We start from the raw sequence: 23,512 nt of genomic DNA, 5'->3' as shown, positions 1-23,512 counted from the left end.
TGCAATCAGGACAAGCAGAGGAACAAATTGAACTTAATATTTAATATATTTAAATTATATATATCATAAAGAATGGTTGGAACTGTTGATTATTTATGGTTTCAACCATTTTTGTAAAATATATTACAGGGGGGATGGGTATGAAACTAGATAAAGAATATTATGTGATAGTGTCTATAATAGTATTTGTATGTGGTCTTATTATTAGTACTTATAATTTATATAATTTTACTGGATTTTTAATAATATTGCTACCGAGTACTATATTTAATGTTAGTTGGCATTGGTATCATAATGATAAAGGAGAATGATGTAGAACACTTAGGGAGCAGTTGTGATTTAAAGTGTATATGCTTTTATGTTAAGAGGTGGTCTGCTTTATGAGAAAAAGATAATCAAGCTAATAACTAAAGGTGGTTGCCAAGGATATAGGTGATTAACATCTTGATTTAAGAGAGAAATAATGTCTCTCATCTGAATTCCCAAATTAAGTAACTTTAGCTCAAATAATTTAGACAAATGGAGCTAATTTGGTTTGTGACTAAATAGTAACTATAGTTAATAGATTTCAATTTTAGTATTATTTAATTAGTATTATACTAATACTAAAAATACCTTAGAGGAGGGAATGAAAAATGGCATTTTTACAAGTGAGCTTTGCTTCGAAAGCCTTAAAAAGAGATGTTACTTTCAATGCTCTTATACCAATTGATACAATAGAAATACAGGAGGAAGAAATAATTAAGAAAAAACCAATGAAAGCGCTGTATCTCTTGCATGGGTTAGCTGGAAATTACACTGATTGGGTTTGTAGTAGTAAAATTGAGGAACTATCTTTAAGACACAATATCGCAGTGTTTATGCCCTCTGGAGAAAATAATTTTTATTTAGACGATGTTGATAAAGGCGAATTGTTTGGTGAGTTCGTTGGAAATGATTTAGTGGAATTTACACGCAGGATATTTCCGTTATCAAGGAAAAGGGAAGATACATTTATAGGTGGGTTATCTATGGGTGGATATGGAGCAATTCGAAATGGATTAAAATATTCTGACAACTTTAGCCGTATCATTGCATTATCTTCTGCTATAGTTACATACAATATTGCTGGAGCTTCTAGTGATTTTAAGGACGAAGTTCGTGACTATAAATTTTATACTAGAGTATTTGGTGATCTGAATCAACTTTTGGATAGTGATAAAGACCCAGAGGCACTTATTATTAAGTTGAAGAAGAAAAATGCTCTAATTCCTAAAATATATATGGCGTGCGGTACAAACGATTTTTTGTTAGATGTAAATCATAAATACCGTGATTTTTTAATTTCAGAAAATATAGATGTAACATATGTAGAAAGTCCTGGTAGCCATACGTGGGATTTTTGGAATGAATATATTGAAAAAGGAATCAGATGGGCAGTTAAAAATAAGTAAATAAATTGTTGTATTGCTTTTTACTATCAGGAGTGGTACGGTTAGATTGATTTTAAATTAACAAAGTTATCGTTCTGAATGCACGAGGGTTCGTCCCGAATGAGAAGGCGAGAGAATAGTTGGAATGCTCCAAAGAACATATCTTTATTGGTTGTACCTTTGGTTTCGACGTACTATCCTTGTGCCTTTTCGGGTGCAGGGTTTTTTTTATTGTTTAAAAGAAAGGAGGTTGCCAATGGAAACAAGAATTGCTCTAATTGGAATTATCGTTGAAAACACAGATGCTGCTCCAAAGCTTAACTCTATTCTCCACGAATATAGAGAATACATAGTAGGAAGAATGGGAGTACCCTATCTGAAACGCCATATTTCGGTAATAAGTATCGTTGTGGATGCGCCGAATGATGTTATCAGCGCCCTGTCAGGTAAGCTTGGAATGCTACCAAATGTAAACACCAAAACGATTTATTCCAAGGCGCCACCTATAGCAAAGCAGTAAACGAATGATTAAATCAAGGTCTATAAGAGTTTGACCATTTATAAATAATAAATATTAAAAAGGGGTTTATGCTATGTATGATAATAAGTCTAAAAATGCAACTGAGTTTATTGATGACGGTGAAATTCTATCTACCATTTCTTATGCTCGAGAAAACAAAAGAAATCGTGAGCTAATTGATAGCCTGATAGAACGTGCAAAAGACTGTAAGGGCCTAACACACAGGGAGGCTGCAGTACTTCTCGAATGTGATTTGGAAGATGAAAAAGAAAAAATGTTCAAACTGGCAAAAGAGATTAAGCAGAAGTTTTATGGCAATCGTATTGTTATTTTTGCTCCACTATATCTTTCGAACTATTGCGTAAATGGTTGTGTGTATTGTCCATATCACGCTAAAAATAAAACAATATCCCGTAAAAAACTTACGCAAGAAGAAATAGCACAAGAGGTCAAAGCACTTCAGGATATGGGACATAAGCGATTGGCTTTAGAATCAGGAGAAGACCCTGTGAACAATCCAATTGAATATATCCTTGAAAGTATAAAGACCATTTATAGTATTAAGCATAAAAATGGAGATATCCGCCGTGTCAATGTCAATATTGCTGCAACTACAGTGGAAGAATATAAGAAACTTAAGGATGCGGGCATCGGTACCTACATACTTTTCCAGGAAACGTATAACAAAAAAAATTATGAGGAGTTGCACCCAACAGGACCAAAGCACAACTATGAATATCATACGCAGGCTATGGATCGTGCCATGGAGGCTGGTATTGATGATGTGGGGATCGGAGTTTTATTCGGTTTAAATATGTACCGTTATGACTTTGTTGGACTACTCATGCATGCAGAGCATTTAGAGGCAGCCATGGGTGTGGGTCCACATACAATTAGTGTTCCTCGAATATGCCCTGCTGATGATATTGACCCAAATGCGTTTTCAAATTCAATATCGGATGAGATGTTCGAAAAAATTGTGGCTATTATTCGTATCGCTGTTCCATACACTGGCATGATTGTATCCACTCGTGAATCGAAAATAACGCGTGAGCGTGTGCTGGAACTGGGTATATCTCAGGTAAGTGGAGGCTCATGTACCAGTGTTGGTGGATATGCGCAGAAGGAAACGGAAGAAGATAACTCGAAGCAATTTGAAGTAACAGATACGCGTAAATTAGATGAAATTGTAAACTGGCTTTTGGAATTTGGGTATATTCCAAGCTTTTGTACCGCCTGTTATAGAGAAGGGCGTACAGGTGATCGTTTCATGAGCCTTGTGAAATCAGGTCAAATTGGAAACTGTTGTCAGCCGAACGCACTAATGACACTTAAAGAATATTTGGAGGATTATGCTTCACTTGATACCAAAAAAAAGGGCGAGATGGTAATTGAAAATGAGATTCCTAATATAAAAAATGAAAAGGTTCGTACAATTGCAATAGAGCATTTAAAAGAACTTAAGGAAGGGAAGCGAGATTTCCGTTTCTGATATTACAAATTAACAAATTAACATTTAAACATAACCATAATCATAAAATACAGTAAAGGTATGTGTCAAAGTAATTGATACATGCTTTTTGCGTTCTCGCATTAAGTAAAATTTATTTAATAGCTCAGCAACTATAAAATTACATCGCATTTATTTTTATAAACAACATACACGGCGAAAACTAATAAATAAGAAAACGATTTTATTGAAAATATCTATTATAATGTAAATAATTATATTATAATAGATATTAACAAAGATTAAATATTAAAAGGTTTTAAATATTAATAATATGTTGAGGGGTGATATTTATGTATGATGTAATTATTATAGGAGCAGGAGTAGTAGGTGCAGCGATAGCAAGGGAACTTTCAAGATATAATCTAAAAATAGGCGTTTTAGAAAAAGAAGATGACGTTGCAACGAAAGCATCAAAAGCAAATAGTGGAATAGTTCATGGTGGATATGCTGCAAAGTACGGTACATTAAAAGGGCGATTATGCGGAAAAGGAAACAAAATGTATAGAAGTGTTGAGGAAGAATTAAATTTTGGATACAGACAAACAGGAGCTTTAGTGATTGGATTTAATGAAGGTGACGAGAAAAAAATTACTGAGCTTTATGAAAATGGTATAAAATTAGACTGTAATGATTTAGAGGTGATAAGAGGAGCGAGACTAAAAGGAATAGAGCCACACTTAAATAGTGAAGTAAAGGTAGCACTATATGCTAAAAGCGTAGGGGTAGCGTCTCCTTATGAATTTACAATTGCGTTAGTAGAAAATGCTATAACTAATGGCGTTGAACTTAAGCTTGAAAATGAAGTAATATCTATAGAAAAATTAGAAGATAAGTTTATTGTACATACTAACAAGGAGGATATTAAAGCAAGATATATTATAAATGCTGCGGGTTTGCATAGTGATAATATATCTAACATGGTAGGGATCGATGATTTTAAAATAACACCAAAGAGAGGCCAATATATTTTAATGGGAAAAGATCAAGGGCACCTTGTGAATACTGTTATTTTTCAAGTGCCTACAGATAAAGGGAAAGGGATATTAGTAACTACCACATATCATGGCAATTTTATGATAGGACCTAATGCAGAAGAAGTGAGTAATGGAGATGATGTGTCAACTACCGCTGAAACTTTAAAAGATGTCATTATGGCGGCTAGAAAGTCCATACCTGATTTTAATGTGAGAGGCGCATTAACTACTTTTTCAGGGATAAGAGCTAGTAGCAGTACGGGGGATTTTATCATTGAGGAAAGCAGAGTTAAAAGATTTATTAATGTGGCTGGGATAGATTCTCCGGGGCTTACATCATCGCCAGCAATTGCTGAGATGGTGGTAGAAATACTTAAGAATTCAGGAATGAATCTTGTGAAGAATAATAATTTTAATCCTTATAGAAAAGGAATAATAGTAAAAAAAGATAATAGTTTTGATGGAGAAGTTAATCATGAAGATAAATCAAAAAATATTATATGCAGATGTGAGCAGGTTACAGAGGCAGAGATTATAGATGCGCTTCATAGAAATATACCAATTAACTCTATAGATGCGATTAAAAGACGTACAAGAGCAGGAATGGGAACTTGCCAAGGGAATTTTTGTAAACCTAGAGTTAAGGCTATTATAGCAAGAGAACTGAATATTTGCGAAGATAAAGTGAACGTGCGAGGCAAAAGTGATTCTAAACCACCTGTTAGAGCGGAAATAAATTTGATTAGGAAATTTGAATCTTAGCAAAGGATGATAAAGTAACAAACTACAACCTTAAATATTATTATTTACAATTATCAATTGATATGCTAAAATTATTTATTATATCAAGACTCTGATTCTATTTATGATGATTTATGGAGGAGCTCAATGACAAAAGGACAAATTGAAGCGAAATTAAGCGAAGCAATTAGTAAATTTGAGATTGAACACATGGGTAGAGGCCCAGAAAAAATTCGGACAATCATATTTCAGGATTTAATAATAGTAAGACTTAAAGGATTTTTAAGTAAATCAGAAAAAAGTTTGGCTCAAAGCAAGGAAGGCGTCGATTTAATTAAAAGACTGAATATTGCTTTGTTTGAGAATGCAAGAGAAAATTTGGAAGAAACTATAAAATCTATAATTGATGTTAATATAGTAAGTACTTATTCTGATGTGAGTACCAAAACAGGTGAAAAAATTATAGCTATAATTGTAGACCAAGATATTGAAGAACGATTAATAAAATAATCATGGAAGACGCACTGAAGGGTAAATGACCAGTCAAGGGGTAAGCCAATAACAATAACTCTGAGTGAGGAGTTTTTGTTATTGGCTTTTTTATTGATTTTAATTTTAAAGGAGTATTATAAAAAACGAAGGGGATGATAATATGAAATTTAAGCAAAGGTGGATATATGTGATTTTGGGAATTATAATTATGATGTGCTTAGGCACTGTATACTCATGGAGTGTTTTTAGGATTCCAATTGAAAAGGCTTTTAATATAGGATCTACTCAAAGTGGCTTTCCTTACATGGTTTCTTTAGCAGCTTATTCATTTTTTATGTTTATAACTGGAAAATATTTAGAGAAATACAGTCCAAGAATGGTTATTTCTATGGGTGCACTTCTTGTAGCATTAGGATGGATATTATCTGCATATGCACCAAATATATACATTTTAACTATAACATATGGGGTAATAATTGGCGCTGGCGTAGGCATAGCATATGGAGCTCCGATGACGGTAGTAGCAAAATGGTTTCCAGAAAAAAAAGGCTTAGTAGTAGGCATTGTATTAATAGGATTTGGGTTGTCACCACTTATAACAGCTCCACTTGCAAGAAATTTAATAGAAAGTTATGGAATAACAAAAGCTTTCCTAATATTAGGTGTATCTTTTGGGGTAATAATACCTTTGCTTTCGTATCCATTTAGATATCCGTCTGATGTGGAAAGTAAAAGTCTTGAAACAACTTCAAGCACAAAAATTCATATGAATGGTACGAATACTGCTAAAATGATTAAATCAAAAAACTTTAAAGGGTTATATGTAAATTTTATGATTGGATCAATGATTGGACTAATGTTAATTGGAATGACAAGTAACGTTGGTGTAGAACTCATTAAGCTATCCCCAAAAACAGTAGCCTTATTAATGATCGTATTTGCAGTTTTTAATGGAATAGGTAGACCTATATTTGGCTTGATTACGGATAAGTACTCGTCTAAAAATGCCATGCTAATTTCTTACGCACTAATTATTATCGCAGCATTATTAATGCTAGTGGCAAATGAAGGCAGTTTAGTATTATTTAGTATAGCGTTTTCGATATTTTGGTTTAATCTTGGAGGATGGTTAGCTATAGCGCCTACTTCAACTCTTGATATGTATGGAACGAAACATTATAGTGAGAATTATGGTGTTGTGTTTACGGCATATGGTATAGGAGCCATTATCGGGGTATTGGCTTCTGGACTTCTAATGGATATCCTTGCGAATTATAATTATATCTTTTATTTTATAATTGGTTTATGTATTATGGGTATTCTTTCATCTAAAAGAATGATTAAAACATAATCTAACAGAATTGACCATTTTAGTGGGCTAGAGTTAAGAAATGATTGATAGTAATTTCAAAGTTATTATATTTAATGCTACGTAATATTAATATTACGTAGCATTAAATATAATACAGTAAACTTCATGATGAACAGAATAATGTATTAATATAATTTTGGTTGAAGAAAAACCTGAAGTAGGCAGTAGATATATTTTGTTGTTAATCTAGAGCTTTGGTTATAACTAACTTTGATAATCGTTTTAAAGGTAGAAGCCCAATAATTACACAGGTAATAATGGTTTCCACACTTAGGTATGAACCGTTATATAAAAGGGAGTATAAATAAACAGATGTTCCTTTTGGAGCATAGCTTCCGAAGAACACTACTCCAGATATAAAATGGCATGTAAATCTAGCTAGCATTGCTACGACTACGCCAATAAGTATGACCTTGGTATCACGTGATCTAAAGTAACCAACTATTCCAATAGCCATAAAAGGAAGCGGATAATCAAATAGTACTTGCACTGGATGGAGTGCGAAGGGCGCTACTAAAAAATTAATAATTCCAAATAAAAAACCTGTTAAAAAACCAACTTCAGGACCATAAAATAAAGATACAAGTATGATTGGAACCATACTTCCAGCAGTAATGCTACCACCTTGTGGTAATTTTAGAATTGTAATAAACTGCAATACAGTAGATAATGCAAGAGATATACCAATTAAAGTTATCATCTGCGTAGTAAATTTAATTTTCCTAACTTTCAAAACTGCATAGATTAATAACAAAACTCCTAATAGTGCAAAAAGAGCAATGGGGGTTTTTGTAATTTCAGCGATTCTTTCGGCAAAAGTCATTTTTATAGCCTCCATGTATTGTGCTACAGAAGTATTATGGCAAAAACAAAAAAACTATATTCAAAAAAGGAATATAGTTAATGTACTTATACATCATAACCGCTTTCCTCCGCTGGTATTATCCAGATCAGGTATAAGGGTCAATGAATTAAATATTCATATCTCAGCCATTAGGCACCCCTAGCACATATATTATTATTATAATTTAATTATATAGAAGTATATTATATTTTACAACCTGTTTTAGATATTTACAAATTAAAATAAAGAAAATACCGGAAAAGATTGATTTTATAATCTGGATGGTATAAAGTTAATAAATGTAAGGTGATCAATTTAGCATTAGGGTTACAAAATACTCAGAGAATTTATTATTAAGGGGTTTTGTATTAGATGATGAAGATTAAAAAATAATATGTGTTTCGAAAAAATACATACAAGGAGGTTATTATGAGAAAAAAAATATTTTTAATATTTACACTCATTATTTTAATGTCTCTTTCGGGATGTTCAAGATCGAAGACTGCTACAATAAAAAAAACTGCCCCAGTTAAACCAGCAACTGCAGTTGAACCCATTAAACCGGCTGAACCCGCTCAAACCTCTTCGATACCCGCTTTTGACAAGACTGCTGTTATGAAGGCTTCAGGAAAGAGTGTTCCAGTTTTAATGTACCATTCAATTGACTACGAAAAAGATAATCCTATTCGTCTTCCTGTTAAAAGATTTGAGGAGCAACTAAAATATTTAAAAGATAATGGTTATTATACTATTACACTTACAAATTTATATGAATATCTTATTAAGGATATACCAATACCTGAAAAATCCATAGTTCTTACTTTTGATGATGGTTATGAAGATAATTATACGGATATGTTCCCTGTTTTGAAAAAGTATAATTTTAAAGCAACAATTTTTGTTATTACTGGTAGTATTGATAAAAGTCCTAACTATATGACTTCGAAACAGCTTGTAGAAATGGAAAAATATGGAGTAGAAATAGGTAGTCATACCGTAAAGCATGAAAATTTAAAAGAGATGCCTAAGGATAAGCAACTAGAAACTTTAGTTAAATCTAAAAAAGATTTGGAAAAAATATTAAATAAACAAATAAAATTCTTTTCCTACCCTTATGGTGGATACAGTAAAACTTCAATTGAGGCTGTACGAGAAGCAGGGTATACAATGGCTTTTAGTACTGACGGCAGATGGTCTTCCAAAGAGGATGGTATACTTTCCTTACATAGGGTATATATAAGTTCATTCCATGACATGGAAGAATTTAAAAAACGAATTTCTAATACAGATTAAATTTTAATAAAGTTCAATATTTAGAGTTGGGTCCCTAAGTTACTAGGGGCCCAACTTTTATATGTATTATTCTAGGTACACCAAATTGTAAGGTGTCTCCTGATAAACATAATAATTTAACCAGTTTAAAAAAAGCAAACTTGAGTGACCTCTCCATTTTACGATAGGTATTTTTAATGGATCGTCTTTTGGATAATAATTTTTGGGGACATTTATATTTAAGCCGTTTGCTATATCCCTGTCATATTCATTTTTTAATGTTAATGGATCATACTCTGAATGCCCGGTTATAAAAATTTGTCTTCCCTTTTTTGCTGATACAATGTAAATGCCTGATTCCTCAGATTCTGATAAAATTTCAAGCTCATCTATTTTATCAATATCAACTTTTCTTATTTCAGTATGTCTTGAATGTGGAACATAAAATTCATCATCAAATCCACTCAAAAGTTTAACGTTTTGCTTTGTTATTTTATGTTTAAACACTCCAAATACTTTACTATCAAGTTTATGTTTTTGCACTCCGTAATGATAATGAAGCCCTGCTTGAGCACCCCAACAAATATGCAAGGTAGAGTATACATTGTGAACACTCCATTCCATAATTTTTTTAAGCTCCTCCCAGTAATCCACTTCTTCAAAGGGAATACTTTCAATTGGCGCTCCAGTTATTATCATTCCATCAAATCTAGAATTCTTTATTTCTTCAAAAGTGTTATAAAATTTAATTAAATGTTCCTGCGATATATTTTTACATGCATGGCTTGCAGGGTGAAGAAGAACTATATCAATCTGTAGTGGAGAGTTCCCAAGAAGTCTTAAAATTTGTGTTTCAGTATCGATTTTTGTTGGCATAAGGTTTAAAATCACAATTTTTAAAGGCCGAATATCTTGGTGAAATGCGCAGTCTTCTGTAATAGTAAAAATGTTCTCTTTATTTAAAGTTTTAAACGCTGGAAGATTGTCAGGTATTTTTATTGGCATTTGCATCCTCCTTGTAATTAGGCATCTTATAAAAAAAAGCTGCTTTCCTATAAGGAAAGCAGCGTGATTAACTTTAATAAACAATAAAATTGTATTATAAAATTTGCTATCGTCCTTATCTTTCAGATTTTATAATCTGATGGAATTGACACCATTGCACTCCACTTAAGAATGCTGGTTGTCGGGCATCATCGGGCCAGTCCCTCTGCCGCTCTGGATAAGTTGTATTCAGTTGTTATTGCTTAGTATATTACTCGTAAAAGCAATTGTCAATAGGTAAAAATGTCTTTGTTTTATTTTTGACAATATTGAACATATGTGTTACGATTGCTACTGTTCATCGGAGGGTATATAGATAATTATATGCTGGATAAGATGGTTGGATAAAGCCAACTGCCTTATCCAGCATTTTTTTATTTTAGGAGGCACATATTATGACACAACAGAACATTTTAACAGAAGGAAAGGTTATTATGAAACAAGAGAATACTTTAACAGAGGGTAAGGTTATCCCAACGCTTTTAAAATTTGCATTTCCGTTTCTATTAGCAAGCTTGTTGCAAGCACTCTATGGTGCAGCTGATTTGTTGGTTGTTGGACAGTTTGATAATTCGGCGCAAGTTTCTGCTGTGGCAACAGGAAGCCAGATTATGCAGACAATCACAAGCGTTATCCTTGGATTAACAACTGGAGGTACTATTTTAATTGGCAACTATTTGGGTGCAAAAAAATATAAAGATATTGCAGAGTCAGTTGGAACTATCATTTGTACATTTGGTATAATAGCAGCTGTGTTGACTGTAATTATGGTGGTAATGACAGGTACTATTACAAATTTAATGAATACGCCAACAGAGGCATTTAAATACACAAAAGAATATATTTTTATCTGTTCTTGTGGTATTCCATTTATTATAGGGTACAATGCGTTGAGTGGTATTCTGCGAGGGCTAGGCAATTCAAAAGCACCATTATTCTTTATTGCGGTAGCTTGCGTAACTAATATTATGGTAGATTTAATATTAGTGGGTGGGTTCCATATGGGGGCGCCAGGAGCTGCAATTGCTACTATAGCTGCTCAAGCTATAAGCTTCATAATTGGGGTGCTGTATATAAAAAAGATAGGTTTTAACTTTGAGTTTCATCGTAGTCATATTAGGATTGAAGCAGGAAAAGCAAAGAAGGTATTTAAGCTAGGATTACCAATAGCATTACAGGATGGTTTAATTAATATTTCTTTTATAATAATTACAGCAGTTATTAATGTAATGGGACTTACTGCTTCTGCATCTGTAGGTGTTGTCGAAAAAATAATTGTATTTACAATGCTTCCAACGATTGCATTTGCTTCAGCAATTGCAGCGATGACAGCTCAGAATATGGGGGCAGGAAAGAAGGAAAGAGCAAAACAATGTTTGTATATAGGCACGGGATGCTCATTAATATTAGGAATAATATGTTATGCATATGCACAATGGAATCCAACATCGCTTACAGCATTGTTTTCTAGGGATACAGCGGTCATAGAAACAGCTGCATTATATATTAAATCATACAGCATCGATTGCATTTTGGTATGCTTTGTATTTTGTATGAACTCGTTTTTTAGTGGTTGTGGTAATTCGTTATTTCCAATGATTCACAGTTTAATTGCTACATTTATCATTCGTATACCGTTATCTTTTGTTTTAAGTAAAATAGTAGGTATGACTCTATATGAAATTGGATTTGCTTCTCCTCTTGCAACATTCGCATCACTTGTAATGTGTATAATCTACATGAAATCAGGTAAATGGAATAATAATAAAATTATTTATTGAGGAAATTATATAATATAATGTGAAAAGCAAAAAAATGATTTCTGTGCACAACACAGAAATCATCTTTTTGATTCAGCATAGACTTATTTAAAATTTTTATTTGTAAAGGGTATATTTTTATTTAAATATTTCTTTTCATAGTGGCTATACATAAACCAGGCAACAGCCGCAAAAAATATCGGGCCACCTATACTCCAAAGTGTTATGCTCAATTTTCCTTCCAGTGCTGGTTGTATTATTGAGAAGAAGTTTGCAAATCCAACAGTGAACATAACAACTATTGTCCATATTAGTGCACTTCTTTCAGTTTTGAATATTTCAAAAGGCTTAATAATATCTTTGTTTTTCTTAAATGGTGCAAAAGCAAAAGCTATAAACATGTATGGAAGAGTCATAGCTACATTAGTCATAGCTACTAATACAACGAAGAAACCTGACATATTCTCTCCACCAAAGGATACAAGAGCAATAATAACACAAACTATTGTAGCTTGAATCCACATAGCCCTTTGAGGCATTCCATTTTTCATTTCTGCCATTTTCCCAGGCCATAATTTAGCTGGAGTACCTTCAATTAATTGTTTTAATGGAGAAAACATTAATGTAAAGAATGCACCGGCTAAAGCTAAGAACATTGAAAGCCCAACGAATCTAGCTACTCCATGCGCCAAAGCTAAACATGTTGCTTCGCTTGCACCGAATGCGCTACCAAGAGAATATCCTAGGTTACTCATTACTACATAACCAACATTACCTAAGTGAACGCCATTTCCAGTCATAACAGTTGACCAGTTAGTAAATATACCAACAAGGAATAGTCCAAGTGCGTATCCAACTGAGATAACAATTGCTGAAATAACAACACCCTTAGGGAAGTTTTTTTCAGCATTTTCTGTTTCGTCAACTAGTCCTCCAACAACTTCAATACCACCATAAGCAAATATAGCAAATACTACGAAAGCAAATGATGAAATCATATTTCCAGAATAAGCAGGATCTGGCGAGGATATGAATGAACTAAGTCCAGTTATTGGCTGAGCTAACTGGCCATGATTTCCTATAAGGACTAGTAGAGATCCGACTAATAATACTACATTTAACAATGCAACTGCAGTGCCACCTAGTGAAGTTACCTTTTTAATTTTATCTAATCCCTTAGTTGATATAAATGTAACAAATATTATCCAAAGCATTCCAAGTATTCCTAAAGTTTTAGGCCCGGTTAATCCAAATAAGGAACAAGTCTGTGTTATATCTTTACCAAATATTGCATTCGATATTGGAACCCAAATTCCCGATGCAACGTTAACCATCCAAATTACATAAGATGCGTACCACATGAACGTTGCCATAAAAGCAAATTTAGCCCCCACTGATTTTTCCATCCATGAGTAGATTCCACCTTTTTCATCCTTGAAAGCTGCACCAAACTCAGATAGCATGAAAGCAAAAGGAATAAAAAATGTTATTCCAGACAGTATGTACCAAGGAATGGCAGCATAACCCATCTTATAGAATGATCTGGGAATGTTGTTAAATCCATAAACCGAAGTAAAAATCATTAAAACTAATGATACTAATGTTAAATGTTTAGTACTTTTTACTTTTTCCGACATGTTTTTTCCCCCTTTAATGTAGACGATCTAAGTTAATTTACTTTGTTAATATCATTATATAGCAACTGGTAAAAATTTCAATAGCAAAGGGGTTATTTATAGTTAATAATTGTAAAATAGACCAATAAATACTATTGTGATTAGGTAAATAGTGCATAAGGTAAGAAAAGAGGATATAATAAGGGAAGCTTTGAAACTAACTTTTTATTGTAAATCCATTTAAATAAAGGGGAAGATGATGATAAAAACAAATGCTATGCGAATTTTAGATAAAGGGAATGTAGAATACAATGTTATAACTTATGATATCAAAGATGATAAAATAGATGGAGTGTCTGTGGCAAATAAGATAGGTAGAGATGAAAAGTATGTCTATAAAACTTTAGTGACACATGGAATTTCTAAAAATATTTATATTATATTAATTCCAGTTAGAGAAGAAATGGACTTTAAGAAAGTAGCTAAAGTAACTAACGAGAAGAGAATAGAAATGTTAGATTTAAAGGATCTTCAAAAGGTTACAGGATATGTTAGAGGGGGGTGTTCCCCTATAGGTATGAAGAAACAGTATAAAACATTTATTGATAAAAGTGCTCTCGAAATAGATACCATAATTGTAAGTGCCGGAAAAATAGGAGTTCAAGTAGAAATCAACGCAAATTTATTAAAGGATAATGTGGAGGGTGAGTTTTCTTTTTTAGTAAAGTAATCTAACAATTATTCTGAGGGATTATCCAATCGGGATAATAAATTATCATAGGGTGGTGTATTAGCAATTTTAAAATAGGGGATGTTAATGATAAATTACGTTTCTAAAAACTTTTAACGACATTTCAGAAGGAAAGTCTCACACTTCTATAAGTGGAAGTAACTACTATAAGTGGAAGTATTTGCACAATTGGGTGTAAAATATTATAATATGCAATTACAGTTTAGATAAGAAGAAGTTGAACTTAGGTTACAAAAGAATGTGAATAAAAAAATTGGCAAAAGCCAGATAGTGAACTACTGAAATATATATTTCAGTAGTTTTTTGAATATCGAGCATTTTTAATATTACTTGTAATTTATTTCATTATCGGATTTCAATTTAAAGATGAAATGTTGATACAACAGTTGTTAGTACTATATTAGGTACTTTTATTAATTAATCAATATTTTTTATTATTCTACAAGGATTTCCAACAGCGATAACATTAGCCGGAATATTTTTTGTAACCACGCTACCAGAACCTATTACGCTATTATCCCCAATAGTTACACCGGGATTTATTATAGAGCCACCACCAATCCATACATTATTCCCTATAGTTACAGCTTTTGTATAATCAGCATTTTTGGGCCTTAATTTGGGATCAATTAAATGAGTTGCAGTAAATATGCTTACATTAGGAGCACACAATACATCATGTCCAATTTTTACAAGTCCATCATCTAAAACCAAAAAATTAAAATTCGCATAGAAATTTTCTCCAATTTCAATATTAGTGCCATAATCACAATGAAAGGGAGGTTCTATTTCAAAATTCCCGCCTATTTCTCCAAGTAGTTTTTTAATAATATTTATTCGCTCGATTGTTTCCTCGGGATCTGTATTATTATATAGTTTTGTAAGATGCCTAGCTTTATTTCTTAAGAGTACTAAATCTTTATCATAGGCATTATATGTTTCACCATTTAGCATCTTTTGTTGTTCAGTCATTTTATACACTCCTTATTCTATATACTTAGTTAGTATGAGTATAGCATAGTAGAATAAACAGTAGAATTAAAGAGCCAATAAAGCTTAATATAGAAAGTAAAGTGATTAGAAATGGAACCATGTGATATGTCTTTAAAGTATATGATATACAGCGAGAATAAGGGGCGCGTTTCACAAGAATTTGGAAAGGGAATTATGGCAAAATAAGCATGGAAGAAAAAAAACTAAGTCACTTAGATTATTTATGTGACTTAGCCTAATTATATGATTTTGCTCGAATCTAAGTAGAAAATTATTTTTTTACATTGTCTTTGTCGGGCATAGGCATCATATGATGCATATGCATCATACACATCATACACATCATATGCATCATATGCATCATACAGTTCTGCATCATAGGATCCATTGGTGTCTGATTCATAGGCATCATTGACATCATAGGATTCATTTGATTCATAGGCATCGTAGGCATCATAGGATTCATAGGATTTATTTGATTCATAGGCATGGTGGGCATCATAGGATTCATTTGATTCATAGGCATCGTAGGCATCATATGATCCATTTGATTAATAGGCATCGTAGGGTTCATTTCTTTCATGTTTTCCATTGAATAATTTTTCATAAAAATCTCCTTATAAAAGTTATACACAATATATTATTATGTAAAATAACATTTTATGTTACTACCTTTTCTAATTTAAAACATACCTCTAAAGAATCTTTATTGGTTTATATATAAGTAATTGTAAATAGTTAAAGAGACCTACATGATTACAAAATTTCAAAATAAAATTAAACCATTAAAAAACTCGATTTTTTAATGGTTTAATATTTGTGATACTATACTATTTTTTTAATTCCGTTTTTCCTGTCAATTTACTTTTGGCATCCATTTTGAATGTAGATTTAGCTTCATCAGTAGTAAAATATATATTTCCATCAACGGTCGCATCTTTTAACTGAAAGTTATTTGCAGAAACATAAAGATCACCTTTGAAAGTCCCATGTTCTATACTGCCGTTAACACTATTGATAGTTAATTTTGGAACAGTTAAAGTGAATCTAGCAGTTATGTTTTTATCCTCATCTTGGCTGTATAGAGCTATCTTACGTTGTATAATATCTTTTCCACTATCATCTTTTTTACCGTTTTTATACTCACCATCAACTACAAGATCTTTATCAATAGCTAAATCCTTTGTTATTGCAATAATCCATGTCCCCTTGCTACTTATAGCCTTTTCAAAAGTAGCTGTAGTATTTACTATTGAAGCTGTGGTTACTACATTTGGGGTTGTTTCTGGCGGTGTTGTTTGTTTTGGGGGTGCAGGTTGCTTAGCGCATCCTACAAACAACACAGTTAATAGAGCTGATGTTAATAGTACAATTTTTGATTTCATGAAAAATCCTCCTTATTAGTAAAATAATTATCGGTTTAAATGTAGTATAACCAAAATCATAAAAATTCATGTTTTTAAGTAAATTATATTTAAGTAAAAGTCAGATATTATTATTTTGAGATAATTATTTTGATTTAGTTCTCATAATTATCTTTATATAATAATATTACTAGTATAGCGGTTATAAAGATTATTATCATTGAAGTAAATAGAAAAGCAGATAGATGGAACTAAACATTAGGTTTCATACGCTGTCTTCTATGGTATAATTTTCTTGGATGTACTAATAATAAATTATAAATAAAGTAATCAAAATCAATCCGTGCAGAAGGCTACACGAGATATTGGAAGGAAGTGAGTATTTAGTGAATTTGAGTACTTGATGTACACTTACTCGCTAAAAATAAATTATGAATAATGAATTATTAGAAAAATATGCTCTTTTATTGGTAAAAACAGGAATAAATATTCAAAAGAATCAAACACTTGTAATCAACTCGCCTATAGAGTGCGCGTCTTTTACTAGAATTGTTTCTAGGAGTGCTTATATAGAGGGTGCTAGGGAAGTAATTATAAATTGGAGGGATGAATTATCCTCAAAAATTAAATTTATGCATGCGCCAGAAGAGGTTTTTGAAGAATATCCGGAATGGCAGAGAGATTTTTACTTATCTAATGCACGAATGGGCGCAGCTTTCTTAAGTATTTCAGCCTCTGATCCTGAACTTATGAAGGATGTTAATCCGCAGAGATTGTCAAAAGCACATAAAGCAGCTAGTACTGCAATAAAAGAATACAGAGATAGGCTTATGAGTAATAAAAATGTATGGTGTGTTGCATCAATTCCAACTTTATCCTGGGCAAAAAAAGTTTTTCCAGAACTATCAGAGGATAAGGCAATGGAAAAACTTTGGAACTCTATATTTAAAACAGTAAGGGTTGATACAGAGGATCCTGTTGATTCATGGGAAACTCACAAAAGCAATCTAAAAAAAAGTATGGATTTTTTAAATTTGAATAACTTTAAATATTTGCAATATAAAAATTCATTGGGTACTGATCTTAAAATTGAGCTTCCAGAAAATCATTTATGGCTTGGAGGATCAGATTATACCCCAGAGGGCATAGAGTTTATAGCTAATATGCCTACTGAAGAGGTATTTACACTTCCTAAAAAGACTGGAGTTAATGGAATAGTAGTAAGCTCAAAACCTTTAAACTATAATGGAAATCTAATTGAAGAATTTTCACTTACTTTTAAGCAGGGAAGAATTGTAGATTTCAAAGCAAAAAATGGTTATGATATTTTAAAGAGCATTATTGAAACCGATGAAGGATCTTATTATCTTGGTGAAGTGGCATTAGTACCATATGATTCTCCAATATCAAATTCAAATATACTATTTTACAATACACTTTTTGACGAAAATGCATCTTGCCATTTGGCTATTGGGAAAGCATATCCAGTATGCATAAAAAATGGTGAAAATTTAAGTAGTGAGGAACTTGAAAAACTAGGGGTTAATGATTCCTTTGTGCATGAAGATTTTATGGTTGGCACAGGAGATTTGCAAATAATAGGTATTACAGCAGATGGAAAAGAAATACCTGTATTTAAGAGTGGTAATTTTGCATTCTAACCACATTTCCAAAGGAAAGTCTACTACTTCTAATATTTTATATTGATATAAAAAATGATTGTATAAAAAAGTAAAAAAATATTGTACATGCATTCATATTATGTTAATATAGGTATATAATAGTAATTAATAATTGCTATTTAGAGAATCTAATATGATAAACAGCATATCCTCTTTTTAGGAAATTATTGTTAATCAAATTTAGATTTTAATTTCCAAATAAAAGGAGGAATGTTTAAAATGGAAGACAAAAACATAATTTGTAAAGACTGTGGGAAAGAATTCGTATTCACCGAGGGCGAACAAGCTTTCTACAAAGAAAAAGGATTCGAAAATGAACCACAAAGATGTGTTGATTGCAGAAGAGCAAGAAAACAACAAAATGATAATTCATCTTTCAGAAGATAGTATAAATAAGTGTAAAGCCCTATAAAACTTTGGGTTTATAGGGCTTTTTTTATTTTCTAGGAAATTGTAAAAGTGCATAAGGTAGTGAAAATAATAAGTAATATTATTTTTTCACATAGTCTAACATAATATTAAGATTCTTATTATAAAGTTATCTATTATTGGAGCAGGTCACAGTTAAAATTAACCTAGGAATAACTCTTATGTAGAATGAACTAGTGAAATGGTAAATACAATCTAAAAAACTCCAGAAACATTCTGGAGTTTTTATAACGATAAAAATATTATTTGTTATGAGATAATTTAGAGCGTTTAGTCAATTTATCATTATTTGCATCAATTTTCACACCATTTTCAATTCCTATATCACCACCGCTTTGGGGGAACATTTTTCTCAGTTCGGCGTTAGTTTTTTTATCAGTTTTCATGTGACTTTTATTATTGTCCATAAGTATTACCTCCTTTTATATTAGGGTTATATAATAATAATATAACCTAATATCATAAAAATATTTGTATGAGAAAGTTACTATAAATGGTAGAGATATTTTTACCTTTTTAAATAATTAAGTAAAATAATATTTAGTGAAATTTGTATTTAACAATTTTAAATAGGGGTGTAATATTAATATGGAATATTTTTTATATGATTTAAAAATAGTTTAGGAGGAAGTGACGTATTATGCCTTTTAATGTATATGATAGAAATAGGAAATATTTAGGATTTATTCAATCTGCATATCCACAATATACAAGTGTATTTATGGTTGCTAACACAGATGTTAAGTTGGAAGAGAAGGATTTTAATAAAATCAAAATAAAATCGGAGTTAGCTAGCTTTTTAGGCTGTAAAAATATTTTAGGGAAAATTAACGAACCAAGATTAAGCAAAAGCATAGATAATGTAATGAGAAAAGAATTTGGAAAATTTAAAGATAATACTTATGAAGAATTGTTGAAATTGGTATATCTTAGAATATTACGTTATGAAGAAAAATTTCACTATAAAAGTATCCCAAATGAAGAGATCAATGCATATTTCTTGGTGGATATTAATAATGTTATAATTGAAAATGATTCAATTATTATGAATGAGGATACAGTATATGTTAATAATGAAAAAATAGGAAATGATATTCCTATGATTGCAAAGATTATAGATTATCCAAGAATACAAATTGATAGCATGACCTCAGGACAGGGGTTGCTATTAGGGGCAGACATTGCAGATTTGGCGGGAAGAAACCATATTCACAGGACAAAACTAAAAATAAAATCAGGGAATTTTATATGTGATCTTAATTTGCCTGTAGACTTATACTTGAAGAAGGGTGATACAATTCAAATATATGTATATAATAAGGTTATTAAAAGGATATTTTGCGATGGTATAATATATGAATTCTAATAATGTTTAGGGTTTAATACAAATGAAGACTGGAGAAATGAAAATGTATATCAATGAAACGAAATTAAAAGTAAGGTATGTAGAGACGGATCAAATGGCGATTGTGCATCATTCAAATTATTACGCTTGGTTTGAAGTAGGTAGAACGGAGTATATAACAGAAATAGGCATGACCTATAAACAGGTGGAAGAAAATAATATTATGTTACCAGTGGTAGAGAGCTCTTGTAGGTACATAGAAGGTGCAAAATATGAAGACATAATTATAATTCAAACATTCATGAAAGAGCTAAATGGGGCTAAGGTAATATTCAATTATAATGTTATTAGAGAAAATGACGGGAAAATCTTAGCTAAAGGCAGTACAACTCATGCTTTTGTTAATGAAAAATTTAGAGTTGTAAATCTTAAAAAAGTTAATATGGAGATGTGGAGTGGATTTGAAAAACTCTTTGAAAAGATAGAATAATGTACGATTATTCTATCTTTTCATTATAAATTATTTAACAAGCTTTGAAAAATAATGTTTAGGGATAAAGCCTTTCTTAATACCTTCTGTAACTAGCAAATAGGTTGCAGTAGTATCAAATCTAGCATCGTGAAAACTTGAAGTATCTCCAAAATATTCATTGCTTTTTAAATTTATATGAGTCTCATTTAACTTAAGAAATTTAATAGTTTCTGATAATTTTGGGTTTTTATATCCACCTCTTGAAGTAAGAAGTTTGCATATATCTTTATAATATTTCATTGTACAAAAAGTATGGCTAAGATTTAGCTTATGCCCACAACTTTCAAGTTCATGAGTTAAAAATTTTATGTCAAAATTAACATTGTGTCCTATAAGAATGTTTGCGGTTAAAAAGTCATCAATAAAATCTTCGTGAGAATCTTCAAAAGTTTTGCCATTGCTTAGTTTAAATAAAGCCTCTACACTGAAACCATGCACATCTTGCGCAGATGGCTCTATATAATCTACTGTAAAGAAGATATTTTTACCTATTGTTTTTGTTGGTTTATAATTAGTGTCAACAAGGATATAACTTAGTTGACATATATTACCTGGCCTTATGCCAGTAGTTTCTGTATCAAAAAAAATCATTCGCATTAGAGACCCTCCTGTAGTTATCACCTAGGTGTATATTTACAATTAATAGAATAATGTATAAAGGCTATTTAAGGTATTCTAACATTTCGTATTAATTAAAAATAACCTTATAGTAATTATAGCATAAATAATATATCTTTATATATTATAGAATGGTGTATATACTATTTATAAAACCTTCTTTAATCATGTGTGAAAAATAGACTAGGCTAGTTATTTTTAGATATATTGGGTGAAATGGGGTTAATATGTATGATCGAATTGTTAAGAAATCTTACTAATAATTTAGGGTATGTGATTCTTATTGCTTTTTTGTTTCTAGGATAGGGAGATTTAAGAGGATCGTTCAAAAAGATGAGTTCAAAAAAAAGATTTAATTATGCTCTCAATAATTTTTGGAACATTTGGAACTTTAGTGACCTACACGGGGATAGAGTTATTGTTATTATTTTTATTACGGCTCATAAAGATTATGCTGTAGATGCATTTGAAATTCAAGCCTATAATTATATATTAAAGCCGTATTCAGAAGAGCGTATAGTTAGTACATTAAAAAATAATGAGAAATTTTTGGATAAAAAAAGTATAAATAATAAAATAACACTTTGGAAAGATAAGTTTAAACAACTAATGGGCATATAAAAGTACTCCATGCGCTTTTTTGTTTTTTCATGTATAAAACTGTATTTAATTCTTAATAATATATCGCGAATATGTCAATATAATATAGTTATGTTAATAAATTTAAATGTAATTATAAATATTGAGGAGGGTTAAAATGGTATCGTTTATTTTAGCAATTAGCGCCCTTATAGTAGGTTATTTTATTTATGGTACAATTGTAGAAAAGGCCTTTGGGGCAGATGAAGCAATTCAAACTCCAGCTATAAGGCTAGAGGATGGTGTAGATTTTGTTCAGATGCCCGCCTGGAAAATTTTCTTGATTCAATTTCTTAACATTGCGGGATTAGGTCCTATATTTGGGGCAATTGCAGGTGCAATGTGGGGGCCAGCAGCATTTTTGTGGATTGTCTTTGGATGTATCTTTGCAGGGGGAGTCCATGATTATTTTTCAGGTATGCTATCAGTAAGACATAATGGCGCAAGTATACCAGAGGTTGTAGGGAAATATCTCGGTAAAGGTTTTCAAAACTTTATGAGAGTGTTTTCGGTAATACTTTTAATACTTGTAGGGGTGGTTTTTGTAACTGGACCAGCAAGTATTTTAAAAGGTTTAACAGGAATGAACTTTCAAACATTAATTTATATAATATTTGCATATTATATACTGGCAACAATGCTTCCAATAGATAAGCTTATAGGGAAGATATATCCTATTTTTGGTTTTTGTTTGTTATTTATGGCGGTTGGTGTTGCTGGTGCATTAATTTTTGGAGGATACCATATTCCAGAAGTAACACCAGCTAATTTAATGAATATGCATTCAAACCCAGGTGAAAATCCAATATTTCCTATGTTATTTATAACTATTGCTTGTGGTGCTATTTCGGGGTTCCATGCAACTCAATCGCCTTTAATGGCAAGGTGTATAAGTAGTGAAAAACAAGGTAAAAAGATATTTTATGGTTCAATGATCGTGGAAGGTATAGTTGCATTAATTTGGGCAGCGGCAGCAATGAGTTTTTTTGGAGGAGTAGACCAGTTAAATGCTACTATGGCGATTAGTGGTCATACAGCAGCATGGGTAGTAAACGAATCTTCAATTAGTTTGCTTGGAAAAGTTGGTGGAATCTTGGCTATACTTGGAGTTGTGGCTTGTCCTATAACTTCTGGCGATACAGCATTTAGAAGTGCAAGATTAACTATAGCTGATGCATTTAAATTTAATCAAGGCCCTATTAAAAATAGATTTCTAATTAGTATTCCACTATTTGTGGTAGGATTCATATTAACTAAGATGGATTTTGCAATAATATGGAGATACTTTGGATGGTCTAATCAAACTTTAGCTACTATAGTATTATGGACAGCAGGTATGTATATGGTTAGTATGGGTAAAAAACACTGGATGGCAACGGTGCCGGCTACATTTATGACAGCCGTATGTACTTCTTACATCTTAATTGCCCCAGAGGGGTTTAAACTTTCACAAAATATTTCATACACGATCGGGATTATAGGAGCAATTGCAGCAATGGTAATTTTCTTGATTGCATCAAAAAAAGTAGAATTAAAAAGCAACATTAATATATAAAATTTTTTTTAAATCTCATTACAAAATAAAGGCTGTTAACATAA

At 31.6% G+C, this 23,512-nt stretch carries 24 protein-coding genes and 2 riboswitches; of the genes, 16 read left to right on the top strand and 8 right to left on the bottom strand.

Translation table 11 applies throughout. The features are described 5' to 3' along the window. Positions 1-140 precede the first annotated feature (140 nt). The 7 genes from ACWJJT_RS08335 (at position 141) to ACWJJT_RS08305 (ending at position 7,003) form a co-directional block, all read left to right on the top strand. The gene (locus tag ACWJJT_RS08335; protein ID WP_165412609.1) at positions 141-311 is read left to right on the top strand and encodes a hypothetical protein; all 171 of its coding nucleotides are present in this window, start codon (positions 141-143) and stop codon (positions 309-311) included. Between the two features lie 324 nt (positions 312-635). Beyond that, positions 636-1,433 (top strand): alpha/beta hydrolase, encoded by a 798-nt coding sequence (locus tag ACWJJT_RS08330; protein WP_462956701.1) that lies wholly within the window; start codon positions 636-638, stop codon positions 1,431-1,433. A gap of 235 nt (positions 1,434-1,668) precedes the next feature. Continuing rightward, positions 1,669-1,932: a TM1266 family iron-only hydrogenase system putative regulator gene (locus ACWJJT_RS08325; protein ID WP_216303192.1), complete on the top strand. Its 264-nt coding sequence runs from the start codon at positions 1,669-1,671 to the stop codon at positions 1,930-1,932. Positions 1,933-2,005: 73 nt separating this feature from the next. Beyond that, a complete protein-coding gene (gene hydG, locus ACWJJT_RS08320) occupies positions 2,006-3,424 on the top strand; it encodes a [FeFe] hydrogenase H-cluster radical SAM maturase HydG (protein ID WP_462956700.1) in 1,419 nt (472 codons plus the stop codon). Between the two features lie 311 nt (positions 3,425-3,735). Then, positions 3,736-5,181 (top strand): FAD-dependent oxidoreductase, encoded by a 1,446-nt coding sequence (locus tag ACWJJT_RS08315; RefSeq protein ID WP_462956699.1) that lies wholly within the window; start codon positions 3,736-3,738, stop codon positions 5,179-5,181. A gap of 126 nt (positions 5,182-5,307) precedes the next feature. Next, a complete protein-coding gene (locus ACWJJT_RS08310; protein WP_220286753.1) occupies positions 5,308-5,670 on the top strand; it encodes a Na-translocating system protein MpsC family protein in 363 nt (120 codons plus the stop codon). Positions 5,671-5,812: 142 nt separating this feature from the next. Next, complete coding sequence (locus ACWJJT_RS08305) at positions 5,813-7,003, top strand: L-lactate MFS transporter (protein ID WP_462956698.1); 1,191 nt, start codon at positions 5,813-5,815, stop codon at positions 7,001-7,003. Between the two features lie 202 nt (positions 7,004-7,205). On the opposite strand, the gene thiT is transcribed toward ACWJJT_RS08305, so the two are convergent. Next, positions 7,206-7,847, bottom strand: coding sequence for an energy-coupled thiamine transporter ThiT (gene thiT, locus ACWJJT_RS08300; RefSeq protein ID WP_462956697.1), 642 nt, complete (start codon positions 7,845-7,847; stop codon positions 7,206-7,208). Between the two features lie 87 nt (positions 7,848-7,934). Next, a riboswitch (TPP riboswitch) is annotated at positions 7,935-8,039 on the bottom strand. Between the two features lie 258 nt (positions 8,040-8,297). Between thiT and ACWJJT_RS08295 the strand changes: the two genes are divergently transcribed. Next, positions 8,298-9,161, top strand: a complete 864-nt coding sequence (locus ACWJJT_RS08295; protein WP_462956696.1) for a polysaccharide deacetylase family protein — start codon at positions 8,298-8,300, stop codon at positions 9,159-9,161. A 66-nt stretch (positions 9,162-9,227) separates the two neighbouring features. On the opposite strand, the gene metA is transcribed toward ACWJJT_RS08295, so the two are convergent. Further along, positions 9,228-10,145, bottom strand: a complete 918-nt coding sequence (metA, locus tag ACWJJT_RS08290) for a homoserine O-acetyltransferase MetA (RefSeq protein WP_220286750.1) — start codon at positions 10,143-10,145, stop codon at positions 9,228-9,230. Between the two features lie 112 nt (positions 10,146-10,257). Then, a riboswitch (SAM riboswitch) is annotated at positions 10,258-10,369 on the bottom strand. A gap of 210 nt (positions 10,370-10,579) precedes the next feature. On the opposite strand from metA, the gene ACWJJT_RS08285 reads away from it, so the two are divergent. After that, entirely contained in the window at positions 10,580-11,965 is a 1,386-nt protein-coding gene (locus ACWJJT_RS08285; protein WP_258280571.1) for an MATE family efflux transporter, read from the top strand. An 83-nt stretch (positions 11,966-12,048) separates the two neighbouring features. Here the strand turns inward: ACWJJT_RS08285 and yjeM are convergent, their stop codons facing one another. Continuing rightward, on the bottom strand, positions 12,049-13,581 hold the full coding sequence (gene yjeM / locus ACWJJT_RS08280; protein ID WP_220286749.1) for a glutamate/gamma-aminobutyrate family transporter YjeM: 1,533 nt from the start codon (positions 13,579-13,581) through the stop codon (positions 12,049-12,051). 238 nt (positions 13,582-13,819) lie between these two features. Between yjeM and ybaK the strand changes: the two genes are divergently transcribed. Then, a complete protein-coding gene (gene ybaK, locus ACWJJT_RS08275; protein ID WP_462956695.1) occupies positions 13,820-14,290 on the top strand; it encodes a Cys-tRNA(Pro) deacylase in 471 nt (156 codons plus the stop codon). Between the two features lie 438 nt (positions 14,291-14,728). On the opposite strand, the gene ACWJJT_RS08270 is transcribed toward ybaK, so the two are convergent. The 3 genes from ACWJJT_RS08270 to ACWJJT_RS08260 form a co-directional block, all read right to left on the bottom strand. Beyond that, positions 14,729-15,283, bottom strand: coding sequence for a sugar O-acetyltransferase (locus tag ACWJJT_RS08270; protein WP_462956694.1), 555 nt, complete (start codon positions 15,281-15,283; stop codon positions 14,729-14,731). Positions 15,284-15,575: 292 nt separating this feature from the next. Beyond that, entirely contained in the window at positions 15,576-15,911 is a 336-nt protein-coding gene (locus ACWJJT_RS08265; RefSeq protein ID WP_462956693.1) for a hypothetical protein, read from the bottom strand. Between the two features lie 223 nt (positions 15,912-16,134). Continuing rightward, positions 16,135-16,689, bottom strand: coding sequence for a hypothetical protein (locus ACWJJT_RS08260; RefSeq protein ID WP_462956692.1), 555 nt, complete (start codon positions 16,687-16,689; stop codon positions 16,135-16,137). Positions 16,690-17,099: 410 nt separating this feature from the next. Here ACWJJT_RS08260 and ACWJJT_RS08255 point away from each other — a divergent pair, with 410 nt between their 5' ends. Next, the gene (locus ACWJJT_RS08255; protein WP_462956691.1) at positions 17,100-18,329 is read left to right on the top strand and encodes an aminopeptidase; all 1,230 of its coding nucleotides are present in this window, start codon (positions 17,100-17,102) and stop codon (positions 18,327-18,329) included. Between the two features lie 240 nt (positions 18,330-18,569). Beyond that, entirely contained in the window at positions 18,570-18,737 is a 168-nt protein-coding gene (locus ACWJJT_RS08250) for a zinc-ribbon domain-containing protein (RefSeq protein ID WP_462956690.1), read from the top strand. Positions 18,738-19,021: 284 nt separating this feature from the next. On the opposite strand, the gene ACWJJT_RS08245 is transcribed toward ACWJJT_RS08250, so the two are convergent. Then, on the bottom strand, positions 19,022-19,186 hold the full coding sequence (locus ACWJJT_RS08245) for a hypothetical protein (protein ID WP_165412633.1): 165 nt from the start codon (positions 19,184-19,186) through the stop codon (positions 19,022-19,024). A gap of 233 nt (positions 19,187-19,419) precedes the next feature. Between ACWJJT_RS08245 and ACWJJT_RS08240 the strand changes: the two genes are divergently transcribed. Together ACWJJT_RS08240 and ACWJJT_RS08235 are read left to right on the top strand one after the other, a co-directional pair. After that, positions 19,420-20,145, top strand: coding sequence for a hypothetical protein (locus tag ACWJJT_RS08240; protein ID WP_462956689.1), 726 nt, complete (start codon positions 19,420-19,422; stop codon positions 20,143-20,145). A gap of 43 nt (positions 20,146-20,188) precedes the next feature. Then, on the top strand, positions 20,189-20,614 hold the full coding sequence (locus tag ACWJJT_RS08235; RefSeq protein WP_165412635.1) for an acyl-CoA thioesterase: 426 nt from the start codon (positions 20,189-20,191) through the stop codon (positions 20,612-20,614). Between the two features lie 30 nt (positions 20,615-20,644). Here the strand turns inward: ACWJJT_RS08235 and ACWJJT_RS08230 are convergent, their stop codons facing one another. Then, positions 20,645-21,253 (bottom strand): 3'-5' exonuclease, encoded by a 609-nt coding sequence (locus ACWJJT_RS08230; RefSeq protein WP_462956688.1) that lies wholly within the window; start codon positions 21,251-21,253, stop codon positions 20,645-20,647. A 354-nt stretch (positions 21,254-21,607) separates the two neighbouring features. On the opposite strand from ACWJJT_RS08230, the gene ACWJJT_RS08225 reads away from it, so the two are divergent. Together ACWJJT_RS08225 and ACWJJT_RS08220 are read left to right on the top strand one after the other, a co-directional pair. Continuing rightward, positions 21,608-21,895, top strand: a complete 288-nt coding sequence (locus ACWJJT_RS08225; RefSeq protein WP_462956687.1) for a hypothetical protein — start codon at positions 21,608-21,610, stop codon at positions 21,893-21,895. 136 nt (positions 21,896-22,031) lie between these two features. Further along, positions 22,032-23,468, top strand: coding sequence for a carbon starvation CstA family protein (locus tag ACWJJT_RS08220; protein WP_462956686.1), 1,437 nt, complete (start codon positions 22,032-22,034; stop codon positions 23,466-23,468). The last annotated feature ends 44 nt before the right edge of the window (positions 23,469-23,512 follow it).

The sequence above is a fragment of the Clostridium sp. CM041 genome (genome assembly GCF_055081035.1).
This window is presented reverse-complemented; position numbering and strand designations above follow the sequence as displayed.

Coding starts and splice junctions, on each gene's coding strand:
- ACWJJT_RS08250 (WP_462956690.1), top strand. CDS start 18,570: ATGGAAGACAAAAACATAATTTGTAAAGACTGTGGGAAAGAATTCGTA.
- ACWJJT_RS08260 (WP_462956692.1), bottom strand. CDS start 16,689: ATGAAATCAAAAATTGTACTATTAACATCAGCTCTATTAACTGTGTTG.
- hydG (WP_462956700.1), top strand. CDS start 2,006: ATGTATGATAATAAGTCTAAAAATGCAACTGAGTTTATTGATGACGGT.
- ACWJJT_RS08325 (WP_216303192.1), top strand. CDS start 1,669: ATGGAAACAAGAATTGCTCTAATTGGAATTATCGTTGAAAACACAGAT.
- ACWJJT_RS08285 (WP_258280571.1), top strand. CDS start 10,580: ATGACACAACAGAACATTTTAACAGAAGGAAAGGTTATTATGAAACAA.
- ACWJJT_RS08270 (WP_462956694.1), bottom strand. CDS start 15,283: ATGACTGAACAACAAAAGATGCTAAATGGTGAAACATATAATGCCTAT.
- yjeM (WP_220286749.1), bottom strand. CDS start 13,581: ATGTCGGAAAAAGTAAAAAGTACTAAACATTTAACATTAGTATCATTA.
- ACWJJT_RS08330 (WP_462956701.1), top strand. CDS start 636: ATGGCATTTTTACAAGTGAGCTTTGCTTCGAAAGCCTTAAAAAGAGAT.
- ACWJJT_RS08265 (WP_462956693.1), bottom strand. CDS start 15,911: ATGAAAAATTATTCAATGGAAAACATGAAAGAAATGAACCCTACGATG.
- ACWJJT_RS08235 (WP_165412635.1), top strand. CDS start 20,189: ATGTATATCAATGAAACGAAATTAAAAGTAAGGTATGTAGAGACGGAT.
- ACWJJT_RS08305 (WP_462956698.1), top strand. CDS start 5,813: ATGAAATTTAAGCAAAGGTGGATATATGTGATTTTGGGAATTATAATT.
- ACWJJT_RS08295 (WP_462956696.1), top strand. CDS start 8,298: ATGAGAAAAAAAATATTTTTAATATTTACACTCATTATTTTAATGTCT.
- ACWJJT_RS08240 (WP_462956689.1), top strand. CDS start 19,420: ATGCCTTTTAATGTATATGATAGAAATAGGAAATATTTAGGATTTATT.
- ACWJJT_RS08230 (WP_462956688.1), bottom strand. CDS start 21,253: ATGCGAATGATTTTTTTTGATACAGAAACTACTGGCATAAGGCCAGGT.
- ACWJJT_RS08220 (WP_462956686.1), top strand. CDS start 22,032: ATGGTATCGTTTATTTTAGCAATTAGCGCCCTTATAGTAGGTTATTTT.
- ACWJJT_RS08255 (WP_462956691.1), top strand. CDS start 17,100: ATGAATAATGAATTATTAGAAAAATATGCTCTTTTATTGGTAAAAACA.
- metA (WP_220286750.1), bottom strand. CDS start 10,145: ATGCCAATAAAAATACCTGACAATCTTCCAGCGTTTAAAACTTTAAAT.
- ACWJJT_RS08315 (WP_462956699.1), top strand. CDS start 3,736: ATGTATGATGTAATTATTATAGGAGCAGGAGTAGTAGGTGCAGCGATA.
- ybaK (WP_462956695.1), top strand. CDS start 13,820: ATGATAAAAACAAATGCTATGCGAATTTTAGATAAAGGGAATGTAGAA.
- thiT (WP_462956697.1), bottom strand. CDS start 7,847: ATGACTTTTGCCGAAAGAATCGCTGAAATTACAAAAACCCCCATTGCT.
- ACWJJT_RS08310 (WP_220286753.1), top strand. CDS start 5,308: ATGACAAAAGGACAAATTGAAGCGAAATTAAGCGAAGCAATTAGTAAA.
- ACWJJT_RS08335 (WP_165412609.1), top strand. CDS start 141: ATGAAACTAGATAAAGAATATTATGTGATAGTGTCTATAATAGTATTT.
- ACWJJT_RS08245 (WP_165412633.1), bottom strand. CDS start 19,186: ATGGACAATAATAAAAGTCACATGAAAACTGATAAAAAAACTAACGCC.
- ACWJJT_RS08225 (WP_462956687.1), top strand. CDS start 21,608: ATGAGTTCAAAAAAAAGATTTAATTATGCTCTCAATAATTTTTGGAAC.